The following is an 18,297-nucleotide window of genomic DNA, read 5'->3' on the forward strand; positions in this document are numbered from 1 at the left end:
AATCAGCCCTGCCCGGCTCCGCGCCGCATCGGCGGCCATTGCCGGTAGGTCATCGCACGCCACAGCCATTCCATGGGCCCGAAGCGGAAGTGGCGCAGCCACACGTGTGAGATGCCCACCTGCACGGCAAACAGCAGCAGCGCGAACAACAACTGCACGCTGCGCGGCATCATCTCGAACCTGCCCAGGCCATAGTGGTAGAAGGCCCAGGTGCACAGCAGCGACTGGCCGAGATAGTGGGTCAACGCCATGCGACCGACCGGCGCCAGCCATGCCAGCCGCGTGCGCCAGTGCACGATCCACGCCAGGTAGCCCAGGCACATCGGCAGGCCGCCGATCGTCACCAGTGCCATTGCGGCTGTTACCGGCAGATCGTAAGCACCCGGTGCCAGGTACGGTTTCCAGGCAACACCCAGCACCGTGACCAGCAGGCCCAGCGGCAGCGCGATCCAGCGCAGCGAGGCGTACAGGCGTGGGAAGCGCTCCGGCGCGGCAAGCGCGCCACTGCCGGCGAACCAGCTGCCGATCAGGAACATGCCCAGCACTTCCGGGCCTGTGATCAGCAGCGCGCCCATCGAGGTACCGAACTCGCTCAAGCGCTGCACGGTGGCCTGCGCCCAGCTGCCCTGCCCGTATACCTGACGCTGCAGCGCGATGCTCTGCTGCGCTTCGCCGAGCATGCCCTGCACCTCTTCGGCCGAGGCCATCGACACCATCGCGCCGACCAGCAGCATCATCGCCACGCCGCCGAGGTAGACGATCACGCCCATCCACGGCAGCCAGCTGCGCGGTGCCTCGCGGCAGGCCAGCAACGGTAGCGAGATCAGCGCGTACATCACCAGGATGTCGCCGGACCAGACCAGCAGCGCGTGGCACAGGCCGATCAGCAGCAGCCCGGCGCTGCGGCGCAGGTAGAACGGAGTGAAATTGCGTCCGGCCACGTCGGCGCGCTGCGCCATCACCGCAAAGCCGGCGCCGAACAGCAGCGAGAACAGGGTGAAGAACTTGCCCTGCACGAACACATAGACAAAGGCATCGGCCCAGTAGTCGATGCCCTGCCAGCGCACGTCGATGCCGGTGAACGCCAGGTCCAGCGGGCCACTGAAGGCCTCGATGTTCATCAATAGGATGCCCAGCAGGGCGGCACCACGCAGGATGTCCAGCACGGCGATGCGTTCGCCGGAAGCCATCGGCTGCAGGGAGGGAGAAGCGGCGTTCACGGGGCATCCGTCGGGCAGGTCCGCCATTATGCCGCCGGCCCACGCGCCATGGATGCCCGCGCCGTGTTCCAGAAACGCAACGGCCCGCCGAAGCGGGCCGTTGCTGCCATCACGATCGCGCTGCGATCAGTGGTGGTGACCACCGTCACCGTGGACGTGGCCGTGGTCGATCTCTTCCTGGCCGGCTTCGCGCACATCGACGATTTCCACGTCGAAATGCAGGTCCTTGCCGGCCATCGGGTGGTTCAGGTCAACGTCGACCACGCTCATGCCGACCTTCTGCACGGTCACCGCACGCGGGCCGAAGTTGGTCTGCAGCACGACCTGCTGGCCCGGGGCCAGCTTGGTGTTGCCGAAGTGCTTCTTCGGCACGCGCTGGGACAGGCCCTCGCGGCGCTCGCCGTAGGCGTCGGCCGCAGTGACGTCGACGCTGAAGGTCGCGCCGGCTTCCTTGTCCATCATGGCGTTTTCCAGGCCCGGAATGATGTTGCCGTGGCCGATCAGGATCGCCAGCGGCTCGCCGCGGTCCTTGGACGATTCGATCGGCTCCTGGCCGACTTCGGAAACGGTGTAGTGGAAGCGGACAACGCGGTCTTTTTCGATCTTCATGCGCAACTCTGTCTGGATCTGCCGGAGGCAGGCGGGTTGGGGCGGGTTGTCGCCCGGCGGGGACGCCGCCATCATGACGGCCAATCCAAGGTGGCGCATTATCCGGAGATCATGCACATCACGCCAGTTTCGTCCGGCCTGCGCCGGCTCCTCGCCCCGGCCCTGCTGCTGGCCCTGCCCCTGCTGATGACCGCCTGTGGCGGCGGCAAGGCCACCCGCCCCGCTCCGCCCCCGCCGACCGCCCACTGGCCCAAGACCGTGCCGGACAACCCCGAGGCCGCCAACTCGGTGCTGATGCGTGCCATCAGCCTGGTCGGCACGCCCTACCGCTACGGCGGCAACACCCCCGATTCCGGCTTCGACTGCAGCGGACTGGTCGCCTATGTGTACCGCGAGATGCTGGACCTGAAGCTGCCGCGCACCTCGCGTGACCTGGCGGCGGTACAGGGCCCGAAGATCGACCCACAGCGCCTGGCGACCGGCGACCTGGTGTTCTTTGGCAGCCGCGGCAACGTCACCCATGTCGGCATCTATGTCGGCGAAGGTCGTTTCGTGCACGCGCCGAGCACCGGCGGCACCGTCCGGCTCGACTCGCTCAGCGGGCCCTACTGGAAGGACCACTACACCGGCGCGAAACGTGTCCTTCGCTAAAATGAACAGGCGATATGTTCAAAACTGTGACACACATCACCATAGAACTAACGGATTACTAACGGAATTTTTAACTTATTGACGCTTTTACAGGGCATGATGCCCCATCGTTTTTTTTCTGTGACCGACGCGTGACGACTGACGACCTGAAAAGCGAAGGCCAGACTTCCGTATCTTCACGTGGTGCCCGCCCGCTGTTGCTCGGCCTGGCACTGTGTCTGACCAGCCTTCCGGCATGGTCGCAGACTGCTCCGAATCGTTCCGATGTGACTCCGGCCCCGGTGGCCGAGAGCCCCGCCCGACCGGCCGCCAAGGCCGAGGCCGCCGCTCCGCAGCGCAGCCGCGTCGATGCCGCCGCCAGCGCGACCCTGGCCGCCCTGCTGCCGCACCTGGCCGCCAACGACACCATTCCGCTGATGGACCGCTCGGCCGTGGTGGCCGGCGATCTCAGCCGCCTGCTCGCCAACTACGACACCAGCAGCGCCGCCAATGGCAGCGTTGTCGGTACCGCCGCCGACAACGGCAAGGTGCAGTCGCTGCTGCGCCGTGCGATGACCCTGCTGGGCACCCCGTACCGTTGGGGGGGCAGCAACCCGGACAGCGGTTTCGACTGCAGTGGCCTGGTCGGCTACGTGTTCCGCTCCGCCCTCGGCATCGAGCTGCCGCGCGTCTCGCGCGAGATGGCCCACGATGACAACGCCGAACTGATCAACGACCGCACCGCGCTGGCCGCTGGCGACCTGGTGTTCTTCGGCCGCAAGGGCCGCGTGGACCACGTCGGCATCTACGTCGGTGACGGCCGCTTCCTGCACGCCCCGAGCTCGGGCAAGGACGTGCGCGTGGACACCCTGCTCAGTGGCTACTGGGGCAACAAGTTCATGCAGGCCCGCCGGGTCGATCTCTGACCTGACCGGTTGGCGCGACCGCGCCGCCTGACACGAGAAAGCCGCTGCCCTGCAGCGGCTTTTTTTTGTTGGGCCCGCAATGACGGATAGGCGCCGGCCACCCCCGGTGGGTACCGACCGTTGGTCGGTACCGCATCAGCCGCCTGCCAAACAAAAGGCCCGCCGGTCAGGGCGGGCCTTTCATCGCTACGCACAACCTCAGCTGCGCGGCGGTGTCGGGTCGGGGTCGTCCACACCCACATTGCCGGACGGGTTGTCGTACACCGCCTGATCCAGCAGGCCGGTTTCCTTGGCCACGATCACCGGCACCAGCATCTGGCCGGTCACATTGGTCATCGTGCGCATCATGTCCAGGATGCGGTCGATGGCATACAGGTAGCCGATGGTCTCCAGCGGCAGGTTGGCCGCACTCAGCACCACCGTGGCCATGATCACTGCGGTGCCCGGCACGCCGGCGGTGCCGAAGCTGCCCAGCACCGAGGCGATCAGCACCACCACGTACTGTTCCGGGGTCAGCGGCACGCCGCTGTATTGCGCAATGAACACCGCGCACAGCGCCGGGTAGATCGCGCCGCAGCCGTCCATCTTGATGCTGGCGCCCAGCGGCACCGCGAACGAACCGTAGTCCTTGTTCACGCCCAGGTTGTGGGTGATCGAGCGCAGCGCCACCGGCATCGCCGCGAAGCTGGACGAGCTGACAAACGCCACCTGCATGCCCGGTGCCGCGCCACGGAAGAACTTCAGCGGGTTCAGGCCGTGCGCCAGCAGCAGCGCGCTGTAGACCACCACGATGTGCAGCGCGCAGGCCACGTACAGGGCGAGTACGAAATGACCCAGCGGCAGCAGCTTCTCGAACCCGTAGCTGCCGACCAGGCCGGCGATCAGGCCGAAGGTGCCGATCGGGGTGACCTCCAGTACGAAGCGGGTCACCTGGATCATGATGTCGCTCATCTGGCCGACCAGCTTGCGCGCCTCGGTCACCTTCTCGCCCAGCTTGACGATGGCAAAGCCCACCAGGCCGGCGAAGAAGATCACCGGCAGGATCGAACCGCGACCGGCGGCCAGCACGGTTTCACCGGCCGCATTGACCTTGGTGCCGATGCCGGACAGCGCATAGAAGACATTGGCCGGCACCACGTCCAGCAGCACCTGCACCACGCTGGGCACTTCGCGCGGCACATAGTTGCTGGCCATCGACAGCTGCAGGCCACCGGCGCCGGGCTGCAGCACGGTACCCACGCCCAGGCCGACGCACACCGCCAGCGCGGCGGTGATCACGAACCACAGGAAGGTGCGGCCACTGAGCGCGGCGACCGACTTCTGGCCGTGCAGTGACGAGATCGCGTTGATGACCGCGAAGAACACCAGCGGTACCGCGATCATCTTGATCAGGGTGACGTACAGCTCGCCGAGCGGGCCGAACCACGTTTCCGCGGCCGGGCCCAGCGCCCAGCCAGCCAGCGCGCCGAGCACGAAGCCACCGACCACGCGCTGCCAGAATGGAATCCGCAGCCAGGCAGAGACCAGCTTCATAGGCAATCCAGAGGGGAAGAAAGGGATGCTGGAACGATAGCCCAAGGCGGCCGGCAGAACGACCGCCCGGCCGGCAAATCAGTGTGTCATCGGCGTGCCTTGCGGGGCCGGGCATAATGAACGTCCCGTTACAGTTTGTGAGATCCCAGCGTCCATGCGCCGTTCCGTCTCCCTGTTGGCCGCCTGCGCCACCACCCTGCTGCTGGGCGCCTGCGCCAGCACTGCCCCCGCGTCCGCCCCGGCCGGCCTCAAGGTCGCCGTCGATCCCGTCGCCCACCCGGCCGGTGAGACCCCGCAGTGGTGGTACCGCAGCGGCGCCGCCCAGGCGGCCGCCAACGGCGCGATGTCCGGCAAGGCCAAGAACGTCATCCTGTTCCTGGGCGACGGCATGAGCCTGACCACCGTGGCCGCCTCGCGCATCTACGAGGGCCAGCAGAAGGGTGGTTCGGGCGAAGAAAACCTGCTGTCCTGGGAGCGCTTCCCGGCCACGGCGTTCAGCAAGACCTACAACACCGATTCGCAGACGCCGGACTCGGCCGGCACCATGACCGCCATCACCACCGGCGTGAAGACCCACATGGGTGCGATCGGCGTCAGCGCCGGCAGCCGCACCGACTGCGCCGACAGCCTGTCCAAGGGCCTGCTGACCTGGCTGCAGCTGGCCGACAGCGCCGGCCTGGCCACCGGCGTCGTGTCCACCGCACGCCTGACCCATGCCACCCCCGCCGCCACCTACGCGAATTCGCCCGAGCGCAACTGGGAGAACGACACCGACCTGACCGAAGCGGCCAAGGCGGCCGGCTGCAAGGACATCGCCCAGCAGCTGCTGTCGACCTCGCGCTATGGCCGTGGCCCGCTGGTCGCCCTCGGCGGCGGCCGTGGCGAATTCACCACCGTCGAAGAGCGTGACCCCGAATACGACGACAAGGTCGGCCAGCGCCTGGACGGCCGCAGCCTGGTGCAGGAATGGCAGCAGGCGCACCCGCAGGGTGCCTACGTCTGGAACAGCAAGCAGCTGGCCGCCTCCGCCAACGCGCCGGCCATCCTCGGCCTGTTCGAGCCGGACCACATGCGCTACGAGTATGAGCGCCCGCAGGATCCGGGCGGCGAGCCGAGCCTGGCCGAACTGACCGCCGCGGCGATCAAGAACCTGGCCAAGCACCAGGAGGGCTACGTGCTGATGATCGAGGGCGCGCGCATCGACCACGCCAATCACAGCGGCAACGCCTACCGTGCCCTGACCGAGACCGTGGCGCTGTCCGACGCGGTGCGCGTGGCCAACGAACTGACCTCGGCCGACGACACCCTGATCATCGTCACCGCCGACCACTCGCACACCCTGAACTTCGTCGGCTACCCGGCACGCGGCAACCCGATCCTGGGCAAGGTGAAGGACAAGGGCGGCGAAGACGGTGCCGGCAAGCTGGACTATGCGCTGGACGGCAGCGGCCAGCCGTACACCACCCTGACCTACGCCAACGGCCCGGGGCACACCGGCGCCAGCAACCAGCAGCCGGCCGGCGCCAAGCGCTACCCGCACAACCCGAGCAGTTTCGAACCGGCCAATGGCCGCCCGAACCTGCGCGAGGTCGACACCGAGCACCCGGACTACATGCAGGAAGCGCTGGTGCCGATGAAGGCTGAATCGCACGGTGGCGAGGACGTCGGCATCTGGGCCCGTGGCCCGGGCAGCAAGGCGATCCGCGGCACGCTGGAACAGAACGCGATCTACCACATGATCGTGCAGGCCACCCCGGCCCTGCGCGAACGCCTGTGCCAGGCCGGCACCTGCGACGACAAGGGCGTGCCGGTGCAGCTGCCGGCGCCGACCGCCTTCGAGCGCAAGGCCGAGGCCAAGTGATCGCGCGGCAGGCCCGCCCTGCCCCCGCCAGCGGCCGCCTCGCGCGGTCGCTGGTCCTGCTCGGCATGCTGGCCAGCAGCACTGCGCTGGCACAGGCACCGGCCTGCAAGCTGCTCACCGACGAGCACGGGTTGTGGCCGCTGCCCAACTGCGAGGTGGTCGATCACCGGCCCAGGATCCACCCCGACACGCTGAAAGACCTGAACTTCGACGACCACGGCCTGGCCGTGGTGTATGCCGACCAGGGTTTCCATTACGTCAACCGCAAGGGCCGCAGCCTGCCGGTGCTGACCTGGGACAACGGGCCGGAGACACCGCAGGAGGGCCTGCTGCGGGCCCGCGTCGGCAACCGCGTGGGCTACTTCGATCTGAAGTTCCGTCAGGTGGTTCCGGGCACCTTCGATTTCGGCTGGCCGTTCCGCGATGGCGTGGCCGAGGTCTGCAACGGCTGCCGTCGCGGCACGCCGGATGCGGATGGGCACACGCCGATGGAAGGCGGAGAGCGGTTCCGCATCGACCGTTCGGGCCGCCGGGTGAAGTAGGGGTTCGGCAGGGCTGCGCCCTGCACCTGCTGCAGGCCAGAGCAACAGCAACAGCAACAGCCAAAGCGGCTCTGGTTTTCTGTGGGTTTGGCGGGGCGGTGTCGGATTGCGGGGACGCCGTGAACCCATCCCTGGGGGCTTGGCCGCGGCATCCATGCCGCGGACACCCCGCAATCCGACACCGCCCCACCTTCGACAGGTTCCCGGTGACGGTTGGATCATCCACGCCATGCGTGGATCACATCTGTCAGATATCGAATTGAATCCGGGGTCAGATCCGTTTTCCTGTGGAAAACGGATCTGACCCCATCAACATGCCCGACAGTTCGCAGGAAACTGTCGAAGGCGGGGTGGGTCCGGTTGCGGGGGCGTGAGCCGCATGGATGCGGCGACCGAGCTTACATGGACGTACTTGCAGCGCCCCCCGCAACCGGACCCACCCCGCCATCCCTCAGGAAGCCTGCTTCTGCTTCTGCTGTTGCCGTTGCTGTTGCTCTTGATCGTAGCGGGTGCAGGGCGCAGCCCTGCCGAGCAACCCTATACTTGCCCCGTGACTGCCTTCCCTACCCTCGTTCCGCTGGATGCGCCGCTGCTGGTCGGCTACAGCGGCGGTGTCGACTCGACCGTGCTGCTGCACTGGCTGTGCCGCTGCGCACAGGCCTCCGGCACTCCGCTGCGTGCGGTGCACGTGCACCATGGCCTGCAGTCCGCGGCCGACGACTGGGTGCGGCACTGCCAGCAGCAGTGCACAGCGCTGGGCATCGACCTGGCCGTGCACCACGTAAGAATCGATAACACCGCAGGCCTGGGCCTCGAAGGCGCAGCGCGGCAGGCACGGCGCGCGGCCTTCGCCGCCGAGTTGCGCGACGGCGAAACACTGGCGCTGGCCCAGCACCAGGACGACCAGGCCGAGACCTTCCTGCTGCGCGCCCTGCGCGGTTCCGGCGTCGATGGCCTTGCTGCGATGTCCGTACACAGTCGCTTTGGTGGACACGCCCTGTGGCGACCATTGCTTCAGGTCCCGCGCGATGCACTGCTGGACTACGCGCACCAGCATGCACTGCACTGGATCGAAGATCCCAGCAATGGCGACGATCATGCTGACCGCAATTTCCTGCGCCTGCAGGTGCTGCCGCTGCTGCGCCAGCGCTGGCCACATGCGGCCGCGGCGCTGGCCGGCAGCGCCGCGCATTGCGGGCAGACCCGTGAACTGCTTGATGAAGAAGACGCCGAGCTGATCGCGCATCTGGAGGTGGCACCGCGCGTGCTGTCGCTGCAGCTGCTGCGGCAGATTTCGCCGGGCCGCGCCGCACGCGTGCTGCGTGGCTGGGTGCTGGGCCATGATGCGGCACCGTTGCCGGCCACGGTCCTGCAGCAGGCACTGGCCGAACTGCTTCCCGCCGACAACGACCGCCAGGCGCGCGTGGGGTGGCACGATCATGTGATCCAGCAATGGCGGGACCATGCGTACCTGCTCCCCGCGGCGCTTCCCGTGCTGCCACGCGACTGGCAGGCCGAATGGGATGGACGCGCGCCCTTGCCGCTGCCCGATGGCGGCCAGCTGCGCCTGCAGGGCGCCGCGGCCTTCGAACACGCGCTGCAGGTCCGCGCACGCGTGGGTGGTGAGCGCATCCAGCTGCCAGGACGCCAGCATTCGCATGCCCTGAAGGACTGCCTGCAACGGGAACACCTCGCGCCCTGGCGACGCGCGCAGCTACCGCTGATCTTCGATGGCCCGCAGTTGCTTGCTGCCGCCGACGTGGTCATCGCAGCACCTTTGCAGGCCTGGTTGCAGGCCCATGGGGCGCAACTGCAGTGGCGCCCGGGCGGCTGGTGAATTGACCCCCGCGCGCGGCCCGTCCACACTTGTCGCATGGCCAAGAAGTCCCCCGAAAACGCCTCCCCGGTCGCCCAGTTCGAGCAGTCGCTCGAGTCGCTGGAGCAGCTGGTGGAGCAGATGGAAACCGGCGAGCTGAGCCTGGAAGCTTCGCTCAGTGCATACGAACGCGGCGTCGGCCTGTACCGCCAGTGCCAGCAGGCGCTGGAGCAGGCCGAACTGCGCGTGCGCCTGCTCAGCGATCCAGCCCAGCCGGAAGCGGCCGAACCGTTCGACCCGCCCAGCCATGACGGCTGAGGCCCTGTTCGCGCGCTGGCGCGACCGTATTGAAAGCCAGCTCGACGCCGCACTGCCCTCGCCCGCCGAGGCACCGCAGGGCCTGCACCAGGCCATGCGCTATTCGGTGCTGGGCGGCGGCAAGCGCATGCGCCCGTTGCTGGTGTATGCCAGCGGCCACCTGTTCGGTGCGCAGCCGGAAGCGCTGGACGCGGCCGCGATGGCGGTCGAACTGATCCACGCCTATTCACTGGTGCATGACGATCTGCCGGCAATGGACGATGACGCCCTGCGCCGCGGCAAGCCGACCACGCATATCGCCTTCGACGAAGCCACGGCGATCCTCGCTGGCGATGCCCTTCAGGCCCGCGCCTTCGGCCTGCTGGCCGATGCGCCGCTGCCAGCCACGTTGCGCGTGGCCTGCCTGCAGACCCTGGCCCACGCCTCCGGCGCCGCCGGCATGTGCGGCGGCCAGGCCCTGGACATCGATGCCACCGGCCAGCAGCAGACACTGGCGGCACTCACCCGCATGCATGCCCTGAAGACCGGCGCGTTGATCCGCGCGGCGGTGCGCATGGGCGCGCTGTGTGGCCAGGCCCACGAACCACAGCTGGCGCAGCTCGACAGCTTTGCCGACGCGCTGGGCCTGGCGTTCCAGGTACGCGATGACATCCTCGATGTCGAAGCCAGTTCCGAACAGCTGGGCAAGACCGCCGGCAAGGACCAGGCGCAGGACAAGAGCACGTTCCCCGCCCTGCTCGGCATGGACGGTGCGAAGGCACAGCTGCACGAGCTGGCCGCACGCATGCAATCCCTCCTGGCCGGCTACGGCGAAGAGGCCGATGCGCTGCGTGCGCTGGCGACGCTGGCAGTGCAACGGGATCACTGATCGAGGCCACCGGTCATGGCCTGGCGCTACCCCGCGCCGCAAACAAAAACGCCCGGCATGGCCGGGCGTTTCCATATCCACGTGCAGCCGTATTTACTTGATCAGGCGCAGCGCGAACGGATAGCGGTAGGCTTCGCCGTTGTTGGCCTTGACCGCGGCGATGATGCAGAACACCAGGTTCAGGATGCCGACGATCGGGGCCAGGATGCCGCCGATGATCACCAGGGTCAGCACGATGCAGATCAGCATTGCGATGGTGATGGTGATCTGGAAGTTCAGTGCTTCCTTGGCCTGGTCGGTCACGAAGGCCTTGCTGGCGTCATCCTTGTTGATCAGCCAGATGATCAGCGGGCCGATGAACCAGGTGAAGATGCCCAGCAGGTGCGCGGCCAGGGCCATGGTGCGCTGGTCGGCCGGCGCGTCAGTGGTGGCCGGCGGCGGCGGGACGTTATCGAATTCACTCACGACAAAACTCCTTTTCATTGGGTGGTCTTGACCCACCAGCACCAAGCTGGTCGCGTCAGGCGCGCATAGCTTACGCCATCAATGCCATCAATCATTACCGGCGATGGTCATCCGTCCCAGCAGGATCGAACCGGTCCGGATGTGTGAGCGCGGGTCGACGTCGCTGCCGACCGCCTCGATGCTGCTGAACATCTCGCGCAGGTTGCCGGCGATGGTGATGCCGTCCACCGGGTACTGGATCTCGCCGTTCTCGACACGGAAACCGCCGGCGCCGCGTGAGTAGTCACCGGTCACCCCGTTCACGCCCTGCCCCATCAGCTCGGTCACCAGCAGCCCGTCGCCCATCTGGCGCGCGATCTCCTGCAGCGAGCCGGCGTTGGCGGCCAGCTGCAGGTTGTGCACGCCACCGGCATTGGCGGTGGTCTGCAGGCCCAGCTTGCGCGCCGAATAGCTGCCCAGCACGTAGCGCTGCAGCACCCCGTCGCTGACCAGGGCCGACGCACGGGTCGCCACGCCGTCACCGTCGAAGGCGGCCGAGCGCAGCCCTCGGCGCAGGTGCGGCAGTTCCTCGATCTGCATCCACTCCGGGAACAGCCGCTGGCCGACACTGTCCAGCAGGAAGCTGGCCTGCCGGTACAGGGCGCCGCCGGATACCGCCGACAGCAGGTGGCCGACCAGGCTGCGGGCCACTTCCGGGGCGAACAGCACCGGCATGCTGCCGGTCGGCAGCGAACGCGGCTGCAGGCGGGCCACGGTACGCTCGGCGGCGCGGCGGCCCACGCTGTCGGCCGCCTCCAGGTCCTCGCGGGCCAGGCCGCCGGTGTACCAGCCATCACGCTGCATGCCATCGCCAGTGCCAGCGATCAGGGCGCAGCCAACCGAATGGTGGGTTCCGCGCTCGCGGCCGATGAAGCCATGCGAATTGGCATAGACCGATACGCTCTGCATGCTCGACACCGAGGCACCGTCGGAATTGCTGATGCGTGCGTCGGCCCCGCGACCGGCCAGCTCGCAGGCCAGGGCCAGGTCCACCGCCTCGTCAGCCTGCAGCGCCCAGGGGTGCCAGCTGTCCAGCTCGGGGAAGTCGCGGGCCATCAGCGCCGCCTCGGCCAGCCCGGCAGCCGGGTCGTCCTCGGTGTGCCGGGCGATCGCGCAGGCCTGCTCGACCGTGGCCGCCAGGCTGGCCTCGTTCAGGTCGCCGGTGCTGGCACTGCCCTTGCGCTTGCCGAAATAGACCGTCACCGCGATGCCGCGGTCGCGGGTGGACTGCACGGTCTCGACCTCGCCAAGGCGGACATTGACCTCCAGGCCCCGGTCCTCGCTGCAGCTGACCTCGGCCTGGCTGGCGCCCAGCGCGCGGGCGCGGTCAAGCAGCTGCTGGGAAAGGTCGGCCAGCCGTTCCAGCCGGGCCGGGCTGTCGTCGCCGACGGCCACTTCAGGGGCGATCACGTTCAATGCTTTATCCTGTACAGGTTGGGCCCGGCATCACGCCGGGCGACTTTTTTTGAGATCAGGTAGGGACGATGCGCGGACGCGACGAAGAAACCGGTGAATTCCACGACAAGAGCCGCAGCCAGAACCGGCGCGACGCGCTCGATGTCCTGGCCCTGGGCGAGAAGCTGGTGTCGTTGACCCCGGCCCAGCTGGCGCGCCTGCCGATTCCGGAAGACCTGCTGCCGCATATCGCCGAGTGCAAGCGCATCACTGCCCATATCGCCCACAAGCGCCAGCTGGCGTTCCTGGCCAAGCACATGCGTCGCGAAGAGGACGCCACGCTGGATGCGATCCGCGATGCGCTGGACGCGAACAGCGAAACCGGCCGCCGCGAAGTGGCGATGATGCATCGCGCGGAAGACTGGCGCGACCGCCTGCTGGCAGAAGGCGACGCAGCGCTGGCCGCACTGCTCAACGATTACCCGCAGGCCGACCGCCAGCAGCTGCGCACGCTGGTGCGCAATGCGCAGGCCGAGAAAGCGAAGAACAAGCCGCCGCGCGCCTATCGCGAGATCTTCCAGGTGCTGCGCGGCCTGATGCTGCCGGCCGCGCTGGGCCTCAAGGCCGCGGCCGATGAGGCCGACGACGTCGAGACCGGCGAAGCCGAGGAGGACTGAGTCCTCCCCGGCGTGGGCGGTGGCACTGGCCATCGCCCGGCTCAGGCCTGGGTACCGCCGACGGTGATGCCCTCGATCAACAGCGAAGGCTGGCCGACTCCCACCGGCACACTCTGCCCGTCCTTGCCACAGATGCCCACGCCTTCGTCGAGGGCCAGGTCGTTGCCGACCATGCGCACCTTCTGCATGGTTTCCGGGCCATTGCCGATCAGGGTCGCGCCCTTCACCGGCGTGGTGATCCGGCCATCCTCGATCAGGTAGGCCTCGGTGGCCGAGAACACATACTTGCCGCTGGTGATGTCGACCTGGCCGCCGCCGAAGTTGACCGCATACAGGCCCTTCTTCACCGAGCGGATCATCTCCTGCGGGTCATGCTGGCCGGCACGCATGTAGGTGTTGGTCATGCGCGGCATGGTCAGGTGCGCGAACGATTCGCGGCGCCCGTTGCCGGTCGGTGCCACGCCCATCAGGCGGGCATTGAGGCTGTCCTGCATGTAGCCGACCAGGATGCCGTCCTCGATCAGCGTGGTGCACTGGCTCGGGTGGCCTTCGTCGTCGATGTTCAACGACCCGCGGCGGCCATCCAGCGTGCCGTCGTCGACGATGGTCACGCCCGGCGCCGCAACGCGTTCACCGATGCGGCCGGCATAGACGCTGGTGCCCTTGCGGTTGAAGTCGCCCTCCAGGCCGTGACCGACCGCCTCATGCAGCAGCACGCCCGGCCAGCCCGGGCCGAGCACCACCGGCATCACGCCGGCCGGCGCCGGTACCGCTTCGAGGTTCACCAGCGCCTGGCGCAGCGCCTCGCGCGCAAACGCTTCAGGCCGGCCGTCGGCGAACAGTTCCGCATAGCCATAGCGGCCACCGCCGCCGGCATAACCGGACTCGCGGCGGCCGTTGTGCTCGACGATCACCTGCACGTTCAGGCGCACCAGCGGGCGCACGTCGGCGCCCAGCACGCCGTCGCTGCGGGCGATCAGCACGGTATCCACGCCGCCGGACAGGCTGACCATCACCTGCTTCACGCGCGGGTCCGCGGCACGCAGATAGCCGTCCAGGCGCTTGAGCACCTCGACCTTGGCCTCGTTGCCGATACCGTCGATCGGGTCCAGCGCCGGGTACAGCGCACGCGCACTGCCACGCAGCAGCGAGCGCCCGGACTGCGCGCCGCCTTCGCGCGAGATCGCGCGCGCCGACTGCGCCGCTACCCGCAGCGCATCGGCATGGATGTCATCGGAGTAGGCGAAGCCGGTCTTCTCGCCGGAAATGGCCCGCACGCCCACGCCCTGCTCGATGGAATGGGCACCGTCCTTGACGATGCCGTCCTCCACGCTCCAGCTCTCGCGGCGGGCGTGCTGGAAGTAGAGGTCACCAAAGTCGACACCGGGCCCCAGCAGCTGGCCGAAGGTGCGCTCCAGACCAGCGGTATCCAGGCCGCCGGGGCGCAGCAGGCGGTCTTGGGCAAGCGTCAGGGCGATATCAGTCATGGCTCTCGATCTGGGGATGCGGGGGCGCCGAGGCAAGCCCCGTGAACAGGAAAGCCACGCTCAGCGCGAGCGTGGCAGGTCGGTGACGGTTGGCGGAATGCCGGGGGCCGGAGCGGGCGGCGCCTTGTCGCGGCTGCGTTCGATCACTTCCACCTTCGGCTCCTTCCATGGGCCGGTCACCTTGTAGGTACGGGCGCCGATCTCGCCCAACGGTTTGGACAATACCGCATTGGTGGCCGCGCCGAGTGCCGCGCCCACCGGCCCACCGGCCACCGCGCCGACCACGGTCAGCAGATTGCCGGCACGCGGGTTGACGTCGATGGTCTGGTCGAACTGCTGGTTGCGCAGGTCGGCCTGACCGCGGATGGTGATGTTCGCCGCAGGGCCTTCGATCAGCACCTTGTCGGTACGGGCCATGCCCTGGCCGAACTGCACGCTGCCGTCGACCTGGTTGAACGCGAAGCCCTTGGAGAAGAAGTCGCGGAAGTCGAACATCAGGCGCCGTGGCAACTGGGTGACGCTGAGCAGGCCTAGCACGCGGCCGGCACCGGGCTCCAGCTCCAGCAGCTGGCCGTTGCGTGCGTGCAGGTCGAGCCGGCCCTGCAGGTTGGCCAGCTGGAAGTCCGAAGGACCGCCACTCCACGACGCCTGCAGCTGTGCCTGCCCGGAGCCGCCACGCAGCTGGCCACCGTAGTCGAGGTTCTGCATCAGGCCGCCCAGGTCTTCACTGCGTACCTGCGCGGTCAGTTCGGTACGGGCGCCACCGGTACGACCCAACCAGCGGCCGTTGATGTCGATCTCCTGGTCCGGCGCGCGGAAGCGCAGCTCGTCCACGTTCAGGCCATTGGCCAGCGGGCGCGTGCGCAGCACCGCCTGCCCCAGCACCACTTTGCCGAACTTCAGGTCGGCGATGTCCAGCGCGAACGGCGGCAGCTTGGCCGGGTCCATGTCGTTGGCACCGGCCTGCACCCGCGCCGGCGCCGCGGGCGCACCCGGCGCCACCGGCAGCGACTGCCAGTGCACGCGGTCCAGCTGGCCGCTGATGGTGCCACCCTCGGCATTGGGCACGCTCAGGCGACCTGCCAGCGAAGGTCCATCCAGGCGCACGTCCAGCGCCTGCGCGCCCGGCTGCAGCTGCAGGCGGGTCTGTTCGAAAACACCACCGATCAGCATCAGCTTGCCGACCTGCACATCCACCGCACGCAGCGGCATGCCGTCATCGTCACCGCCTCCGCGCGCGAGGCTGATCCACTCCAGTGCGTCCAGGGTCGGGCTGCGACCGTTGACGGCCAGCCCGCTCGGCGGTGGCTCGCGATCAACATGATCGCTGCCCAGGGTCACCTGCACGCCGGTGCGGTTGTTGTGGCTGCGCGCAGCCAGCGCCAGGCGCTGGCCAAAGGCCACGTCGATGCGACCGGCCCCCATCGGCAGCTGTGCGGCCACCGTGGTCGCCAGCGGTTCGCCGGCCGGCTTGTCCAGTGGCGCAGGCAGGTCCAGGCGGGTGCCCACCAGATCCGAACTCAATCGCAGCTCGCTGGGCGGCGCCGGCGCACCCGGTGCAACCTTGGGCAGGTTGACCGCGATGGTCCACGGCGAGGTGCCCGCGATGTACGGCTTGAGCCATGCCATTTCCGGCGCGCGGTCGATCAGCACGCCGGCATCGAGGTGGGCCGACAGCAGCGATTCAAACGCCAGCTTGCTGTCATGCACGTAGCTGCCGGCACGCAGGCTCAGGCGACCGTCCTGGCCGAGGTGGCGCACCGCCAGTTCCTCGGCACCGAAACCGCCGTTGCCGTAGCGGGCCTGCCCATGCATGTTGTCGAAGGTCAGCTGGAAGCGCTTGTCGACCAACTTCACACCGTCGAGGTCGACCGTGCCCTGCAGATGGCCGCCGCCTTCATCCAGGTGCAGCGGCTGCAGCAGGTCGAAGGTCACATGCGCCGGGCCTGCCGCGGTCAGGTTGTCGAGCGTGTCGCCATAGTCCTTGTGCAAGGGACTCTGCCGCAGCATCGCCAGCAGCCTGCCGGCCTCGCTCTGGGTGTCGGCGCGCACGTACAGCGGCTGCTGGCCGAAATCCGGAATGCCCGCCTCGAACGTCTGCACCGCCACACCGGCCAGGTCGCCGCGCCCGTGCATGTCGAAGCCGGGGCCGATGAAGGCGATATCGGCGTCGACCTGGCTCATCAGGGGCCAGTCGTGCTGGAAACGGATGTCACCATTGGTGATGTGGCCGGTGGCCTCGAAGCGGCCATCGTTGTTGTCGAACGGCCAGTCGTCCAGGTCGCCGCTGACCAGGCCGACACCGTTGCGCACCTGGCCACCGGCCAGTGCCATGTCGAGCCAGTCGGTGGCGCCCTTGCTCATCCTGGAATGGATCCAGAAACGCTTGGCCGCGGTCATCGGCACGTCGTCCAGCTTGGCCGCCAGCTGCAGCCACGGCCGGGTGCCATCACCCTGGAACCAGACACCACCGCGCACGTCGGCGGCATAGTCGGTGCCTTCCACGCGCATCGCCGCGGTGCCGATGCGCCAGCCGCCCGCTTCGTCTCGCCAGCCCACCACCTGCCCTGCCAGGTGCAGGTCATGGCGCACGCCGAATCCGGTCGGCCAATCGAACTGCAGCTGCTGGCGTGGCTGCAGCTGCAGGCTGAAACCATCGGCATCGCCCTCGAAACGGCCCCCCAGGCCGCGCAGGCCCGGCGAATGGCCCACGCTGGCAAAGCCCAGCGATTTCAGTTCACCCTGCGCCCACAGCGGGCCATCACGCTGGCCGGACAGCTGCAGCTCACGCACATCCAGTTGCGGCCGGGACAGGAACAGCCAGTGGCGCAGGCCGGGGTCGAGGCGATCACTCAGCGCCAGCGCGCGCAGCGCGGTGCCGGCCTGCACGTCGCCGGAACTCACCCGCAGCTGCCTGCCGACCTGCAGCTGCAGGCCGTCAAGCTGTTGCTCGCCGTCTTCGGTCTTCAGGCGCAGGCGCGGCACCTGCAGGGCCCAGCCTTCGGCCTGGCGCTGCCAGCGCAGGCGTGCCTGCAGGCGCTGCAGCTTCAGGTACGGAGCTGCCAGGTCGGGCATCGGAGCACCATCGATGCGGACGTCGCGCAGGTCCGAATCGGTGGTCAGCGCAACGGGGGCGAAATCACGCAGGGTCAGCCACAGGTTCAGCTCGCCCTTGCCTTCTCGCAGGCGGACGCCGCCGGCTGCCAGCAGCGGCGACCAGGCGTTGAAATCAACCGGATCGGCGCCCAGCCAGGCCTGGCCGTTGCCACGCACGCGGTCCACATCCAGCACCGCGGTCAGTGGCAGTGCGTCGGCCTGCGCCCAGGCACGCACGCCCACGCGCAGGCGGTCGCCGTTGACGCGCAGGCGCAGGTCGATGCGCGGCAGCGTGGTATCGATGCCCAGGCCCGGCGCGTGCACGCCCAGGCGGCCCTCGACCACCTGCAGTTCGCCCAGCCGGCGCAGCGCATCCAGCGGGTCACCGCCGTTGGTTGACTGCGGCAGGCCTCGCACCGACCAGCGGCCGTCCTCGCCCTGCTGCAGGTCCAGCGCCAGGCCACGCAGGCGCAACTCGGTCAGCGAACGGCCCGGCAGCAGCCCGCTGTACATCGACACCAGCACTTCCGCCTCGCCGATCACCAGGCCCTGGCCGGCGCCGATGCGCAGGCCCTTCAGCTGCAGCAGCGGGCCACGGCGGGTCCACGCAGTCTGCAGCTGGTCGAAACGCACCGGCTGGCCGGCACGCTCGCTCAGCCACGCAGCAATCCTGTCGGGATGGCGCTCGGCCAGCGGCAGCAGCTGGCTGATGCTGCCCACCAGCAAGGCAAGCCCGACCAGGCCCACCGCACACGCGGCAATGAAATGACGGCGGATCCTTCGCAGTCGCAGGCGCGGCGGCGCGCTCATCGGCC

15 protein-coding genes are annotated in these 18,297 nt (G+C 68.4%); 8 read left to right on the top strand and 7 right to left on the bottom strand.

All coding sequences use genetic code 11. The annotated features are described in order from the left end of the window. Positions 1–2: 2 nt before the first annotated feature. Together VN11_RS15745 and VN11_RS15750 are read right to left on the bottom strand one after the other, a co-directional pair. On the bottom strand, positions 3–1,247 hold the full coding sequence (locus VN11_RS15745) for a DUF418 domain-containing protein (protein WP_053450423.1): 1,245 nt from the start codon (positions 1,245–1,247) through the stop codon (positions 3–5). A gap of 99 nt (positions 1,248–1,346) precedes the next feature. Beyond that, positions 1,347–1,829 carry an FKBP-type peptidyl-prolyl cis-trans isomerase gene (locus VN11_RS15750; protein ID WP_008266927.1) on the bottom strand — a complete coding sequence of 161 codons (483 nt, stop codon included), beginning with the start codon at positions 1,827–1,829 and terminating at the stop codon, positions 1,347–1,349. Positions 1,830–1,940: 111 nt separating this feature from the next. Here VN11_RS15750 and VN11_RS15755 point away from each other — a divergent pair, with 111 nt between their 5' ends. Both VN11_RS15755 and VN11_RS15760 read left to right on the top strand, forming a co-directional pair. Next, positions 1,941–2,480, top strand: a complete 540-nt coding sequence (locus VN11_RS15755) for a C40 family peptidase (RefSeq protein ID WP_053451358.1) — start codon at positions 1,941–1,943, stop codon at positions 2,478–2,480. Between the two features lie 131 nt (positions 2,481–2,611). Continuing rightward, a complete protein-coding gene (locus tag VN11_RS15760) occupies positions 2,612–3,385 on the top strand; it encodes a C40 family peptidase (protein WP_053450424.1) in 774 nt (257 codons plus the stop codon). Positions 3,386–3,583: 198 nt separating this feature from the next. Here VN11_RS15760 and VN11_RS15765 read toward each other — a convergent pair whose 3' ends face one another. Continuing rightward, entirely contained in the window at positions 3,584–4,918 is a 1,335-nt protein-coding gene (locus tag VN11_RS15765) for a dicarboxylate/amino acid:cation symporter (protein WP_008266950.1), read from the bottom strand. Positions 4,919–5,072: 154 nt separating this feature from the next. Between VN11_RS15765 and VN11_RS15770 the strand changes: the two genes are divergently transcribed. From VN11_RS15770 to VN11_RS15790, 5 genes are all read left to right on the top strand, one after another. After that, entirely contained in the window at positions 5,073–6,779 is a 1,707-nt protein-coding gene (locus tag VN11_RS15770) for an alkaline phosphatase (protein WP_053450425.1), read from the top strand. Beyond that, positions 6,776–7,321, top strand: a complete 546-nt coding sequence (locus VN11_RS15775) for a WG repeat-containing protein (RefSeq protein ID WP_053450426.1) — start codon at positions 6,776–6,778, stop codon at positions 7,319–7,321. Before VN11_RS15770 ends, VN11_RS15775 begins: the two co-directional genes overlap by 4 nt. A gap of 550 nt (positions 7,322–7,871) precedes the next feature. Further along, complete coding sequence (gene tilS / locus VN11_RS15780) at positions 7,872–9,158, top strand: tRNA lysidine(34) synthetase TilS (protein ID WP_053450427.1); 1,287 nt, start codon at positions 7,872–7,874, stop codon at positions 9,156–9,158. 36 nt (positions 9,159–9,194) lie between these two features. Then, a complete protein-coding gene (locus VN11_RS15785; RefSeq protein ID WP_010482975.1) occupies positions 9,195–9,455 on the top strand; it encodes an exodeoxyribonuclease VII small subunit in 261 nt (86 codons plus the stop codon). Beyond that, positions 9,445–10,323, top strand: a complete 879-nt coding sequence (locus VN11_RS15790; protein ID WP_053450428.1) for a polyprenyl synthetase family protein — start codon at positions 9,445–9,447, stop codon at positions 10,321–10,323. Before VN11_RS15785 ends, VN11_RS15790 begins: the two co-directional genes overlap by 11 nt. A gap of 93 nt (positions 10,324–10,416) precedes the next feature. Here the strand turns inward: VN11_RS15790 and VN11_RS15795 are convergent, their stop codons facing one another. Both VN11_RS15795 and pmbA read right to left on the bottom strand, forming a co-directional pair. After that, complete coding sequence (locus VN11_RS15795) at positions 10,417–10,788, bottom strand: DUF4870 domain-containing protein (RefSeq protein ID WP_053450429.1); 372 nt, start codon at positions 10,786–10,788, stop codon at positions 10,417–10,419. Between the two features lie 87 nt (positions 10,789–10,875). Then, on the bottom strand, positions 10,876–12,243 hold the full coding sequence (gene pmbA, locus VN11_RS15800; RefSeq protein WP_053450430.1) for a metalloprotease PmbA: 1,368 nt from the start codon (positions 12,241–12,243) through the stop codon (positions 10,876–10,878). 68 nt (positions 12,244–12,311) lie between these two features. On the opposite strand from pmbA, the gene yjgA reads away from it, so the two are divergent. After that, entirely contained in the window at positions 12,312–12,899 is a 588-nt protein-coding gene (gene yjgA / locus VN11_RS15805) for a ribosome biogenesis factor YjgA (RefSeq protein ID WP_053450431.1), read from the top strand. 41 nt (positions 12,900–12,940) lie between these two features. On the opposite strand, the gene tldD is transcribed toward yjgA, so the two are convergent. Further along, positions 12,941–14,386 carry a metalloprotease TldD gene (tldD, locus tag VN11_RS15810; RefSeq protein WP_053450432.1) on the bottom strand — a complete coding sequence of 482 codons (1,446 nt, stop codon included), beginning with the start codon at positions 14,384–14,386 and terminating at the stop codon, positions 12,941–12,943. A 60-nt stretch (positions 14,387–14,446) separates the two neighbouring features. Beyond that, complete coding sequence (locus VN11_RS15815; protein WP_053450433.1) at positions 14,447–18,292, bottom strand: YhdP family protein; 3,846 nt, start codon at positions 18,290–18,292, stop codon at positions 14,447–14,449. Positions 18,293–18,297: the final 5 nt, after the last annotated feature.

It is taken from the genome of Stenotrophomonas maltophilia, from assembly GCF_001274595.1.
GTDB lineage: Bacteria > Pseudomonadota > Gammaproteobacteria > Xanthomonadales > Xanthomonadaceae > Stenotrophomonas > Stenotrophomonas forensis.